We start from the raw sequence: 14,244 nt of genomic DNA, 5'->3' as shown, positions 1-14,244 counted from the left end.
GACACGCAAACAACTAAATAACGACGACGTGGTGGCAGTATTACCTTTCGATGACTACTATCTGCTGGTCACGTCAAAGAGCGGACTTTACCGCCTCTCCAAAAACGATCAAACACCTGTACCATGGCATATATCCATTGAAGATGAACTACGGGAAGCAATTGTAAACCGGGCTATCTGTGCTGGAGATTCTCTCTTGCTGTTCGGAACACTCAACAGCGGTCTGTTTGCCATTAACAAAAACGGTGTGAAGTTATGGCATATCAACCGCAACAACGGCTTGAACAACAACACCGTTCTTGCATTATATGAGGATCGTGCCCACACTATCTGGGCAGCACTAGACAACGGTATTTCCAATATTCGTACAAACTCTCCGTTCACATTCTTTGAACCAGCCGATATTCAAACAGGTCTGGTGGAAGATATTCTGTTTTTCAATAATTCAATATATATTGCGACTAATCAAGGAGTTTACACCTACAATGCACACGCTAATAGTTTTATCCGCATTCCTCAGTTCGATATTCAGTCCTGGTTTATAAAAAAATTCGGTAAACAAATTTTTGTTGGGCATAATCTGGGTACCTCTCTAATTGAGAGTGACCAAGAGGTACCTATCCCAAAAGCAAAAACAGGAGGTATGGATATCAAGCAGGCAACTATCAACGGTAAGAATATACTTTTGGAATCTTCATACACATCAATATATGTTTACACCCATGATGAATCTGGTGACTGGACATTCAGCCATCCTATAGATGGGTTCTCCGACCTGATAAAAAACCTCGAGATTGATCATGCTGGTAATATCTGGGCGGGACATATGTATAAAGGGGTATATCGGTTGAAACTGGACAGTGATTTACAGCGGGTGGTTGAGATGGAGAATCATCTTTCGTTCGACACAGAACAAAAATCTACATTACATTCTATTAAAGTTATGAAATTGAAGGGTAGAGTTGTTTTTACCGATGGTTACCATTTTTTTACATTCGATGATATTCAACGAAAAATTATTCCTTTCGACCTGCTAAATCACGATCTGCCCGATTTCGCAGACACCTACCGGATTGTACATGTAAACGACGACCTGTTTTGGTTCATTCGCAAGACAGAGTACGCTCTCGTTGAATTCGATCAAAACAGATATAGTGTAAAGGACCGTATTCCATATAGCATTCTTAATAACCCTCCAAATGAAGGAAGAGCAAATGTATATGTTTCAGATTATGGGAGCTCCTACTTCTGCCTTAACGGTGGAATTGGAAAATACAAGTTATCCGATGGGATGTTGCCGGATAAGATTGACCTGCAGATCTCATCGGTTACTTACCATAACAGGAAAAACGATCAAACAGTCTACCTTGATCTGTACAAAAAAGCGATTATTGACTTTCAATCCAACGATATTGGATTTCAGTTTATGTATCCTGAATTCTCAAAGCAAATTTTCCGTGTTGAATGTTTACTGCATGGATACGACAACCGCCGCGTAAAAACCGATGATAATCTCTATATAGCTTACAACAACCTTCCAGCAGGTGATTACATAATGAATGCATATGTTTTTAACAGTTCAGGAAATGAACTCTCTTCCGTAAGCTTTTCCTTCAAGATAAAAAATCCGTGGTATAAAACCTGGTGGTCATACTTACTCTATTTCTTTTTTATTGGATCTGTGACCGGTCTTCTGATAAAAAACCATATACAGAGAATTGTACACAAAAAAAATAAATTTTTTACAGAACAGGAAAACAGGCGTATAGCTCAAATTGCAAGACAGGAAAAAGAGATAACGGCTTTAAAAAATGAAAAGCTGGTGACAGATCTGAATTACAAAAGCAAGGAGTTGGCCAGTGCAACAATGATGCTTATTAATCACTCTGAATTTTTAAAGAGCTTGCGTGCAGATATACAGGCTTATATTTTAGCTGCAAAAATTAATCGCACCGAAGGTAACAAACTTTTAAAAATGATTCAAAAGAATCTTTCTAAGGAAGATGAGTGGGCTGTTTTCCAGGAAAATTTCGACCTTATACATGAAAATTTTTTCAGAAAACTTAAAAAAAGGTATCCCTCACTCACACCCGGCGATCTGAAATTATGTACATTGCTGCGACTAAACTATTCATCAAAAGATATTGCAAAATTACTGAATATATCTATACGCGGAGTAGAAGCCGCACGTTACCGTTTAAGGAAGAAACTTCAGCTTGACGAATCAGAAAATTTAGTAGATTTTATGATAAATTTCCGATAAGCAGCTACTTTACATTTACAAGACATCCATATATAATCTACTGTATATATATAGATTGACACGTTGTGCAGTAGTATAAAAGTACACTTTAAAAATATGTTATAGAACATAACGTATTTTTAAAGAGGTAAATAATTTTTTCTTTCAATATGTAAACACTTCCTTTATTAAAATTATTTTTTTTAAACAAAAAACGAGGAATCCATGAAATTGAAAATTGCATCAGTTTTTAGTTTTCTTCTGTTTTCTTTTGCTATAATTGCGCAACAGCAAATTACCGTTTCCGGAACGGTAACAGAAGAATCAACAGGCGACCCTGCAATCGGGGTCAGCATTTTAGTGAAAGGCACCGGCCACGGTACCGTTACAAATATTGACGGGAAGTACATACTTGATAAAGTACCTGTAAACGGGACTATCGTTTTCAGCTATATTGGAATGATAACGATAGAGATACCCGTAAACGGGCGCTCAACAATCGATGTACGGCTATCGGAAGATGTGCATGCACTGGAAGAAGTTTTAGTGATTGGTTACGGCACGGCGAAAAAAAGAGACCTGACCGGCTCAATCGCCAGTATAAATGCAGAGGAAATATCTAATCGTCCTTCTACCAATATTCTGACATCACTTCAAGGTAAAGTAGCGGGGGTACAGGTTGTTAACACTGGGCGCGCGGGACAGGATCCTGAAATAAGAATCAGGGGCACAAACTCTATCAATGGCTATTCTCCTTTGTATGTTGTAGACGGACTCTTTTCGGATAACATAAATTATCTGAACCCCTCCGATATCGAATCAATGGAAATTCTTAAAGATCCCTCCTCATTGGCTATCTTCGGAGTACGTGGCGCCAATGGAGTAATAATTGTGAACACGAAACGTGCAAAAAAGGGGCAGACGATAGTTAATTTCAATTCATCAGCCGGCTTCAAAGATGTTACCCACAAAATGCCGATGACCAATGCCGCACAATTCAAGGAACTGTATAACGAACAGCGTATAAACCAAGGATTGGTCCCTTTTGACTATACTAACTGGTCTGCCGATACAGATTGGCAGGATGAAATCTTTCAAAAAGGATTTATCACAAATAACAATATAAGTATTACCGGTGCAAGCGATAAGAACCGGTTTTATATGGGTATAGGCTACACCTCTGAAGAAGGAAACATCATACACGAAAAATATTCACGATTAACTCTTAACCTTAGCAGCGACTACAGCGTGACAAATGCGCTGCGATTCGGTTATCAGGTCAATGCATCAAGAACACTTCCTGCAGATGCAAAGGGTGTGAGCAGCTCAATCAAGGCAGCTCCTGTAGCTCCTGTTTATGACGAAACCGGCCTGTTACTACATACTCTTCCTGATTTTCAACGTGCACAAGTCTGGAATCCACTTATTGATATTGAGGCAAGAGAGAATCACAATATTGCTGAAAACAATCGTGCAGCAGGTAATATTTATGGAGAAGTAGACTTCTTGAAAAATTTCAACTTTAAAACTACTTTATCTTTGGATTATGCAGTTGCTGAAAACAGGGAGTACAGTCCAATAGTTTATGTGTATAATCCCGATTTGGGAGAAAAAGAAAACCTGACAACCAATGAATCCTTATCACAGTCAAAATCAACACGTACCGTTGCACAGGGCGACTACATCTTGTCTTATCAAAACTCTTTCGGAGGCCACAATCTGACAGCAACTGCCGGATTAACAACAAATTTTACTGAATATTCATATCTTGGCGCTTCAAGGAGCCAAAACATAGAAGATATTATCTTTTCCATTCCAAGTAACGATATCGATAAGTGGTGGATCTCATCAATACCCTCAAAGTCTTCCGGCAACAGCAGCAGTCAATACAAACGCTTCACCATGTCTTATCTGCTGCGTGCTCTTTATAACTACGAAAACAGATATCTCTTCAATGCTTCCTACAGACGTGACGGAGCATCAGTTTTTCGAGCTGCAGGCAACACATGGGATAACTTCTACTCATTTGGCGGGGGATGGGTAGCTTCGGAAGAAGAGTTTATTAAAGAGCTATCGTTTATTGATTATCTGAAACTGAAAGGTTCGTGGGGAGTACTTGGAAGCCAGAACACAGGAGGATACAATTATCCCACTTATCCGCAATTAACAAGTTCCGGAAGCGCCGTATTTGGTGATAATATCGTTACTGGATATTCCATTCAGTATCTTCCTCAAGATCTGTCATGGGAAAAGACATATGCTTGGGAGGCAGGATTCGAAATCAACATATTGAATAATAGATTAAGAATCGAGCCAGTATATTATAATAAAAGCACCAAGGATATAATTGTAATGCTTTCCGGTTTTTCCGGAGCAAAAAATTCACTTGAAAACTTGGGGGAAATACAAAACAAAGGGGTTGAAATCTCAGCAACCTGGACAGACAGGATTGGTGTAGGAGGTTTAAATTATTCGCTTTCGGCCAACCTTACCACAATTGATAATAAAGTAGTCTCCCTGGGTCGAGGCCCCGAAGATGCCATTTTTGACGCTGGAGGAATCTCCCGCTCATTGGAAGGATATCCTGTAGGACATTTTTTTGGTTATAAGGTAGCGGGCGTCTACCAGAATAGGGAAGATGTAAAGACCTATTACCCCAACAAGGTTGGAAGTGTAGCCCCCGGCGATTTAAAATTTGTGGATATTGATGGAGATGGTGAGATCACGCAGGATGACCGCACAATGATAGGTAATCCTACTCCAGATTTCACTTACGGATTTAATATCAGCCTGAACTATAAAAAATTCGATCTGGGAATAGACTTGATGGGAGTATATGGCAATGAGATATACAGGACATGGGACGATCCTACTTATGCACAGCTCAACTACCTGACTAAAAGGATGAGTCGTTGGAATGGTGAAGGTAGCTCAAATTGGGAGCCTATTTTGAATCCTTCAAGATCTATCAACCTTATCAATTCAGAATACTTTATTGAAGATGGCAGCTTTTTCAGAATACGTAATTTACAGCTGGGATATACATTTAATGATGAATTATTACAAAGGATTTTTCTTAAATCATTGCGCATTTATGCGAATGTACAGAACCTGAAGACATGGACTCGCAATACAGGATATACACCTGAAATAGGTGGGTCAGCATTGGCTTTCGGAATAGATGGCGGCACTTACCCAATGCCAATGATCTATACTTTTGGTGTAAATTTAACTTTTTAAATAACAGGTCATATTAAACGAGCATTCATACTTATATTTTCAAAAATTATTATAGATGGTTTAATATGCCAACACTGAAAAATAAATTAATCTTATGAAAAAAAATAGAGCATATCTCTTGATGATTTTAACCGCAGTCACAGTACTTATTCTTAACGGATGTAGCGATTTACTGGACCAAAGGCCACAGGGCGAATGGGTAGAAGGCGATGAAGGGAGTGGCGGTTCTTTCCAGTCCGATGTGTTTACACTATATGCGAAAATTAGAGGCTTTCATGTGACCTCGGGTACTACAGCGCTTGCCATTCACAGCTTCCGTTCAGAAGATGCGGAAAAAGGAAGTACGGCGGCAGACGGTGCCGCACACGGTGTAATGTATGATGATTTTGAATATATCGCCACAAATGGGCTTATAGGATCCTACTGGACAGGCAATTACGAAATTATTAATCTTGCAAACAAAATCCTCTATGACATAGCGCAAGCGGAAGATGAAAAGGGAACTCTCTCAGAAGGTGACCTTATAAACAAGTCGGAGGCTCATTTCTTCCGTGCATTTGCCTTCTTCAACCTTGTTCGTGCTTTCGGAGAAGTTCCCAAAATTGATTTTAAAATAGACAAAGCAGAGGAAGCCAATATCCCGAAATCTGCTGTTTCTGAAATCTACACTTTAATAGACAATGATCTGACCACTGCCGAAGAACATCTGCCAAGGGAATGGCCTCCTGTTTATATAGGCAGACTTACATGGGGAGCTGCGCGTTCACTGCATGCAAGAGCTTTTATGATGAGAAACGATTGGAACAATATGTACACTGCATCTACAGATGTTATTCACTCAGGAATATATAATCTCAATACACCCTATAATCAGATCTTTCGTGAGACCGGTGAGAACAGTAGTGAGTCGGTATTTGAATTACAATGTACGGCCACCCCTTCGCAACCGGAATCAAACGACATTGGAAGCCAATTTGCTCAGGTACAAGGCGTGCGTGGTGCCGGCGAATGGAATCTGGGATGGGGATGGAATACCCCAACTGAAAATCTGGCAGAAGCCTTTGAACCCGGAGATCCTCGTAAGGACGAAACCCTTTTGTATTTTTACAAAACAGGAGGTGACCCGAATTCTATTCCGGGAAATCAGCCATATGGAGAGAAACCGATAGCCAATGCTGACGTGATAAATAAATATTACAACAAAAAAGCATATACCAATCCAGCAATGCGCTTAACTTTTTCAAAATCGGGACACTGGTTCAATATACGTATTATTCGCTATTCAGATGTAGTTCTGATGGCTGCCGAATCTGCCATTGAGCTTGGCAAGACTGTCGAAGCTCAGGGTTATTTAGAAATGGTAAGGGCGAGAGCACGTGGTAACAATGCTTCCATATTACCTAAAGTGACAACTACAAATCAGGAGGAATTACGTAATGCCATTCGTCACGAACGACGTGTGGAGTTAGGAATGGAGTTCGACAGATTTTACGATCTGGTTCGCTGGGGAATTGCCATGGAGGTGCTACATTCTGCCGGAAAGACAAAATATCAGGACAAGCATCAACTATTGCCTCTACCGCAAAACGAAGTGGATAAATCAAATGGTGTGCTGATACAGAATCCGAATTATTAAATAATTAAAAATGAACGTTATGAAAAAAACAGGATATATATTGCTTGTGTCATTATCAATATTAATGGTGTCTTGTTTTCAGGATCTGGGTCAAAACCCACCTTTCGATTATCCCGAACAGCCAACACCACCACCCATTGGAAGTGACGGACAGATATTTTATATGTCGTTTGATAAAGATTACGAAGACTACCAGAGTTTAATGGAAGCTTCTGTTGTTGGCACTCCTTCCCTTGCCGAAGGTAAAAAAGGCAAGGCCTATGCCGGAGCCAAAGACAGCTATCTGAAGTTTGGTATTAACAATATGGCAGCACCCCTGAAAAACGAAATGACATTCGGATTCTGGTACAAAGTAAACAGCACACCAGACAGGGCAGGGATACTGGTTATATCGCCTAAAGATGAAGGCCAGCCAGCAAACAACCAGATCAACAGATCATCAGGCATTCGTATTTTTAGAGAAAATGCATCCGGTAAACAACGAATTAAAGCAAATATCGGGAACGGAACGGACGACAGTTGGCTGGATGGAGCGGACAAAGCCGACATTGACCCTGCTTCAACCGATTGGAAATACATTTCGCTGGTATTGACCAAAGGTAAAGCCTTTTTGTATATTGACACAGAGGAAGTAGCCACTGCAAATCTCTCAGAAATAAGCTGGAAAGGATGTGATTTCATGTCTATTGGCTCCGGAGCTCCATATTTTAATGGATGGGGGCATCTCTCTGACAACAGCCTTATAGATGAACTTCGCATATTCAATAAAGCGTTGACCGCTGAAGAGATCGCATTTGTGATGGCTAAATAAAATAATTGAATTATAATAATCACCGCAGGCTCACTCTAAAAAAGCGAACCAGCGGTGATAAAAAAAATCTGGATATGAAACATCGCACATTTTTCTTTCTTTTGTCTTCTATTGTTTTTATAGCGATAGCCAACGCTCAATATCACGAATACCAACCAGGTATTCTCATATCAGAAAAAAGAGACTCCCTGCCTTATCGACAATTAAATCCCCTTCATATAGAAAAGGGGGAAAAATATCCCCTTGTCTTGTTTCTACACGGAGCGGGCGAAAGGGGTTCAGATAATATATCACAACTTCGTCATGGCGCCACGATGTTTACCAATCCGGTAAACCGCGAAAAATATCCTTGCTTTGTTATCTTCCCGCAATGTCCCGAAGGATTGTATTGGCCAACACCTAAACGCCCCGATAACTTCAAAGAAGGAATTCCGTTTCCGGTCAATGCAGAAATATCCAAGCCTTTGGCTTTAACAAAAGAGTTGTTGGACAATCTGATAAAAACGTATCCAGTGGATAAAGGCCGAATCTATATCATTGGACTATCAATGGGCGGAATGGGGACGTTGGATATGGTTTGCCGCTTTCCCGATTTATTTGCAGCTGCAATACCCATTTGCGGAGGGATTAACACCGATCGGTTCAAAGGGTTTTCCTCAAAAACGGCTTTCCGCATTTTCCATGGCGATGCCGATTCGGTAGTGCCCGTACAATTTTCACGCGACGTTTATCTGAAATTGAAAGAAGAGGGAACAAGTGTTGAATATATTGAACTCCCCGGAGTTAATCACGCCAGTTGGGAACCGGCTTTTAACAGACCAGATTTTATGTCGTGGTTGTTTCAGCAAAATAGACAATAAACCGGTTTCACTTTATGCAAAAACTGTTTTGGAGATTACTGTTCTTGGCTCTCGCCTTATTATTCTGGACGTGCAGTGAAAACGGCAGTAAACCTGCAGCGAGTACATTTGAATTGGAAATAATTGAAATAGATGGAATAGAGAATTCTAGTCAGTACGTAAATATAAATCCGGAATTGACAGTAAAACTGATTTTTTCGGATGTCGTTGATCCTATCAGTTTGCAGAAAAACATTGTGTTGCGAAAATCCGGAGTAGATAATATTCCGTTGGTTTACACAATAGATAACCGGACTATACAAATAAAAACTGAAAAAGAGCTGACTCCTTACACTTCGTATCAGTTGATTATAAATACAGGACTCAAGTCGGTATCGGGCAATTTGATCGTAACCGCAAAGATATATATGATCACTACCGGTATTAACCCTGCCGATAAATTTCCACGCATATCCGATGAAGAATTGCTCACATTGGTGCAAAAACAGACTTTCAATTATTTCTGGGATTTCGGGCACCCGGTAAGCGGAATGGCGCGTGAACGCACCACTTCCGGAAATACGGTAACTACCGGCGGTACAGGATTCGGCATTATGGCAATGATTGTTGCTGCAGAGCATGGATTTATAACCAAAGATGAGGCATTGCAACGAATTCGAAAAATTGTAACTTTCCTCAATACAAAATGCGCACGCTACCATGGTGCTTTCGCCCATTGGATTCACGGCGAAACCGGCGAAACGATACCCTTCAGCACATTCGATAATGGTGCCGATTTGGTGGAAACATCGCTTTTGTTTCAGGGGTTGCTTACCGCCAGACAATATTTTTCGAACTCCACTCTCGAAGAAACACGTTTAAGCGAAGAGATTACCCGTTTATGGGAAGATATTGATTGGACATGGTTCCAAAAGGGGGGGGAAAGCGTTCTCTACTGGCATTGGAGTCCGGAGTACGAATGGCAGATGAATATGAAAATTTCGGGTTGGAACGAAAGTCTTATAACTTACGTACTGGCTGCCTCTTCGCCATTGCATCCCATCTCAAAAGAGACTTACCTGAAAGGATGGGCACGAAACGGGAGTATGGCTAACAACAGATCGTACTTCGGTTATAAACTACCCTTAGGCTCCGACCTCGGGGGACCGTTGTTCTTCGCCCATTATTCGTTTATGGGGCTCAATCCAAGAGGATTGAATGACCTATATGCCGATTATTGGGAACAAAACCAGCATCACACACTTATCAATTATTCATATTGTAAAGACAATCCGAGAAAATACAGCGGCTACAGTGAACATTGCTGGGGACTAACCGCAAGCGACGGGGACCAGGGATATAGTGCTCATTCTCCGACAAACGACCGGGGTGTAATCGCCCCCACAGCTGCACTGGCATCAATGCCCTATACACCCGAAGAATCTATGCGTGCGCTTCGCTTCTTCTATTATAAGCTCGGCGATAAACTATGGAAAGAATATGGCTTTGTTGATGCTTTCAACCTGTCGGAAAACTGGTTCGATAACCAGCACATCGCCATCAACCAAGGTCCGGTTGTTGTAATGATTGAGAATTACAAAACGGGATTGCTGTGGAAACTGTTTATGAGCTCTCCTGAAATTAAGGCCGGACTGACAAACCTTGGGTTTACCTTTATCGCTTACTGAAATAGAAAAATTAAACAACCATTATAAAGATGAATAATCATAAACTCCTGTCAATCGTTGCACTTATTTTCGGTGCTGTTTCCTTTATAACATGCAATAGCAACAATAAAAAAGAACCGGCTATAGTTGATGAGAGACGCCCCAAAAACTTTGCTTCAGACAATGAATTTCTTGACTTTATACAGAAGAAACATCTCAATTACATGTGGGATGGGGCGGAACCAACCTCCGGGCTTGCACCCGAGCGAATACATATAGACGGGATTTACCCCCAAAATGATGCTGATGTAATTACCACCGGCGGCAGCGGTTTTGGAATTGCCGGGCTGGTTGTTGGGATTGAACGTGGTTTTGTTCAACGCACTGAAGGCGTAGCAAGGTTACACCAGATTACAGATTATCTGGCTTCCGCTGACCGTTTTCACGGTGTCTGGCCACACTGGCTCCATGGCCCTAGCGGCAAAGTTAAACCGTTCAGTAAGAAAGATAACGGAGGTGATCTTGTGGAGAGTGCTTTTTTGATGCAAGGACTTCTTATAGTACGGGAATACTTCAAAAACGGCAATGAAAATGAAAAACTGCTTGCTGAAAAAATAGACATCCTCTGGCGGGAAATGGACTGGACGTGGTACCTGAACGGACAGGATGTGCTCTATTGGCATTGGAGTCCCGAATACAACTGGGAAATGAACTTTCCGCTGGAAGGATACAACGAATGTCTGATCACATATATTTTAGCAGCATCATCTCCAACTCACTCAATTCCAGCGTCAGCCTACCATAATGGTTGGGCCAGGGGAGGGGGTATTAAAAGTAAAAATGTTACTTACGGTTATCCTTTAATACTCAAGCATAACGGCGCTGAGGAGTATGGCGGGCCTCTTTTCTGGGCACACTACTCATATATCGGACTCAGTCCGAAAGGATTATCAGACCAATATGCCGACTACTGGCAACTCAACCGGAACCAAACGCTTATCAACTATGAGTATTGTGTGGAAAACCCCAAAAGATTAGAAGGATACGCAGAAAACTGCTGGGGATTGACAGCCAGTTATTCAGTAAACGGATATTCAGCTCATATGCCGGGAATGAATGACCTTGGAGTAATTACGCCTACAGCAGCGTTATCCAGCTTCCCATATACACCTGAGCAGTCGATGAAAGCATTAAAGTATTTTTACAATGAATTGGGAGATAAACTGTGGGGTAAATATGGTTTTTACGATGCTTTTAGCATTGAATACAATTGGTATCCACAACGCTACCTGGCTATTGATCAACTCACTATTGCTCCAATGATAGAAAACTACCGTACCGGCCTGCTTTGGGAACTATTTATGAATGCTCCTGAAATAGAGGAGGGTTTAAAGAAATTAGGATTTACATATAAAGAGTGAGTCCCCTCCGATAAGTCTTTTTTGCTGAAAATCCCACAAAGAACACCATTGATTTCCAGCTAGTTGCGACCTCCTGAAATCGGGTTTTGGGGTTTTCGGAGCAGACTCAAGAGTAAAAATAGAAGAATAAAAAAATTCAGCACCCTTATAAATCAGTGTCTAGTTATCTAAAATCAATAATCGGAAAATTTTTTAAACAAAAAAATAAAATTACGGTTCAATATTTTTTTTGGGATTATCATAATTAATCGATTATCCGCATTGAAGATGCTTTTTTAAACAAGCGGCATAATTACCTGAACATAACGATAATAGGCAAAAATATCAACGGACTATTAAAGAGAAAGGAAATAATATGAGTAGAGCCACTATTCCAATAGCATTTATTTTGACGTTAATTTTAATAACAGGCTGTAATTCAACTTCATCCGGTACTTTTGAATCCGGCAAATGGCAAAGTTTCAGCAACGATAAAAACGTGGAGAGACGTGTCGATTCTTTACTGAAGCTGATGACACTCGAAGAGAAAATAGGGCAGATGGCACAATTCTCTGCCAACTGGTCGATCACAGGACCGGTAATGTCCGATGATTTTCGGCCCTATCTGGAGAAAGGATTGATAGGAAGTATTTTCAATGCCACCACAGTGGAAGGTATTCGTAGGTTTCAGCAGTTCGCCGTCGATTCCACCAGGTTGAGAATTCCCATCCTCTTTGGACAGGACGTAATTCATGGATACAAAACAATTTTCCCAATTCCTTTGGGAGAAGCTTGCTCCTGGGATTTGGAAATGATGAGAAGGACTGCGGAGATTGCAGCCATAGAGGCAGCTTCAGACGGAATCAACTGGACATTTGCTCCTATGGTCGATATTTCAAGAGACGCTCGCTGGGGTCGTGTAATGGAGGGCGCCGGAGAAGACCCCTGGTTGGGCAGCAAGGTGGCTGAAGCTAGAGTAAGCGGCTTTCAGGGTGGCAAAGATTCTAAGTCTCTCAATAGTCTCACAACGCTGCTTGCATGCGGAAAACATCTGGCAGCCTATGGTGCCGCCGAATCGGGAAGAGATTACAATCTGGCAGAGCTGTCGGAGCATACTCTAAGAAATGTGTATTTGCCACCTTATAAAGCAGCGATAGATGCCGGTGTTGGCACGATGATGGCCTCCTTTAATGAAATAAACGGGGTACCTGCTACTGCTAACCGCTGGATATTGACGGAAGTGTTGCGCAACGAATGGCGCTTTACAGGGTTTGTAGTGAGTGATTATACAGGTATCAACGAACTGGTACCACACGGTGTGGCTAAAAATGAGAAACATGCTGCAGAATTGGCGATAAACGCGGGTATTGATATGGATATGACAGGCGCAACCTTCATCAAGCATCTGGTGAAATCGGTAAATGAAGGGAAAGTGCCGGAAAAAGCTATCGACAATGCCACAAGGCGTATCCTGGAGATGAAGTTCCTGCTCGGACTTTTTGACGATCCTTATCGTTACCTCAACGAAGAGAGGGCAAAACAGAACACGATGACTCCGGAATTCATGGAAACTGCCCGCAAGGCCGTAGCCTCATCGGTAGTGCTGCTGAAAAACGAAAACAATCTCCTCCCTGTAAAAAAGGACAAAGCCATGACCGTTGCCTTGATTGGTCCGCTTATGAACGACTCCGTAAACATGAATGGGGAATGGGCAGGACTGGGTGATCGAAACAAAAGCATTTCCATCCTCAGGGGGGTTACAGAAAAATACAAAGGCTCCTCGGTGAAACTCATTTACGCAGAAGGATCTTCCATCACCGAAACAACTCCGGGAAGAATAGCCGAAGCTGTTTTAGCGGCACGCAGGGCAGATATTGTAATTGCTGCGATGGGTGAAGATTTTAACTGGTCGGGAGAAGCTGCCGTACGTACCGACATTCGCCTGCCGGGTGCACAGAGAGAATTGCTGCAAGCCTTAAAACAGACAGGGAAGCCCATCGTGTTAATATCATTAAGCGGCCGGCCACTCGATTTGTCATGGGAAGATAAAAATCTCGCTGCAATTCTACATGCATGGTTTCCGGGGACACAAGGAGGATTTGGTATCGCCGACGTTGTCGCGGGCGATTATAATCCCTCAGGGCGATTGGTGATCTCTTTTCCCAGGAATGTGGGACAGATACCGGTTTACTACAACCAAAAGAATACAGGCCGTCCTGTAAATCTGAACGATGAATCGGTAGATTACAAGTCTGGATATCTGGACACGTCTATCACCCCGCTTTATCCCTTTGGATACGGGTTAAGCTATACAACGTTTAAAATAGATAATGTAAAAACCGACAAAAAGATACTAAAATCAAGAGAGGACAAGATTAACGTTACGGCTGATGTCAGAAATACAGGGCC

General features: G+C 41.6%; 8 protein-coding genes. All 8 read left to right on the top strand.

Annotated elements, in window-relative coordinates; genetic code table 11:
• The coding region (locus B3B27_RS03920; protein ID WP_286845948.1) for a helix-turn-helix and ligand-binding sensor domain-containing protein at positions 1-2,263 on the top strand (2,263 nt) is incomplete at its 5' end.
• 204 nt (positions 2,264-2,467) lie between these two features.
• Positions 2,468-5,482, top strand: a complete 3,015-nt coding sequence (locus tag B3B27_RS03915) for a SusC/RagA family TonB-linked outer membrane protein (RefSeq protein ID WP_286833547.1) — start codon at positions 2,468-2,470, stop codon at positions 5,480-5,482.
• Between the two features lie 94 nt (positions 5,483-5,576).
• Entirely contained in the window at positions 5,577-7,118 is a 1,542-nt protein-coding gene (locus tag B3B27_RS03910) for a RagB/SusD family nutrient uptake outer membrane protein (protein WP_286833545.1), read from the top strand.
• A gap of 19 nt (positions 7,119-7,137) precedes the next feature.
• Positions 7,138-7,929: a LamG domain-containing protein gene (locus B3B27_RS03905; RefSeq protein WP_286833543.1), complete on the top strand. Its 792-nt coding sequence runs from the start codon at positions 7,138-7,140 to the stop codon at positions 7,927-7,929.
• 74 nt (positions 7,930-8,003) lie between these two features.
• Positions 8,004-8,789 (top strand): prolyl oligopeptidase family serine peptidase, encoded by a 786-nt coding sequence (locus B3B27_RS03900; protein WP_286833542.1) that lies wholly within the window; start codon positions 8,004-8,006, stop codon positions 8,787-8,789.
• 14 nt (positions 8,790-8,803) lie between these two features.
• Positions 8,804-10,456 (top strand): glucoamylase family protein, encoded by a 1,653-nt coding sequence (locus B3B27_RS03895; RefSeq protein ID WP_286833540.1) that lies wholly within the window; start codon positions 8,804-8,806, stop codon positions 10,454-10,456.
• A gap of 29 nt (positions 10,457-10,485) precedes the next feature.
• The gene (locus tag B3B27_RS03890) at positions 10,486-11,856 is read left to right on the top strand and encodes a glucoamylase family protein (protein WP_286833538.1); all 1,371 of its coding nucleotides are present in this window, start codon (positions 10,486-10,488) and stop codon (positions 11,854-11,856) included.
• Between the two features lie 355 nt (positions 11,857-12,211).
• The coding region (locus tag B3B27_RS03885) for a glycoside hydrolase family 3 N-terminal domain-containing protein (RefSeq protein ID WP_286846901.1) at positions 12,212-14,244 on the top strand (2,033 nt) is incomplete at its 3' end.

This window comes from Proteiniphilum sp. UBA5463 (assembly GCF_002427225.1).
Lineage (GTDB): Bacteria > Bacteroidota > Bacteroidia > Bacteroidales > Dysgonomonadaceae > Proteiniphilum > Proteiniphilum propionicum.
Note: the sequence above shows the minus strand (reverse complement) of the source record. Positions and strands in the feature narration are given on the sequence as shown.

Bases quoted from the DNA above. Each gene is read 5' to 3' on its own strand.
- B3B27_RS03915 (WP_286833547.1), top strand. From the start codon at position 2,468: ATGAAATTGAAAATTGCATCAGTTTTTAGTTTTCTTCTGTTTTCTTTT.
- B3B27_RS03910 (WP_286833545.1), top strand. From the start codon at position 5,577: ATGAAAAAAAATAGAGCATATCTCTTGATGATTTTAACCGCAGTCACA.
- B3B27_RS03905 (WP_286833543.1), top strand. From the start codon at position 7,138: ATGAAAAAAACAGGATATATATTGCTTGTGTCATTATCAATATTAATG.
- B3B27_RS03900 (WP_286833542.1), top strand. From the start codon at position 8,004: ATGAAACATCGCACATTTTTCTTTCTTTTGTCTTCTATTGTTTTTATA.
- B3B27_RS03895 (WP_286833540.1), top strand. From the start codon at position 8,804: ATGCAAAAACTGTTTTGGAGATTACTGTTCTTGGCTCTCGCCTTATTA.
- B3B27_RS03890 (WP_286833538.1), top strand. From the start codon at position 10,486: ATGAATAATCATAAACTCCTGTCAATCGTTGCACTTATTTTCGGTGCT.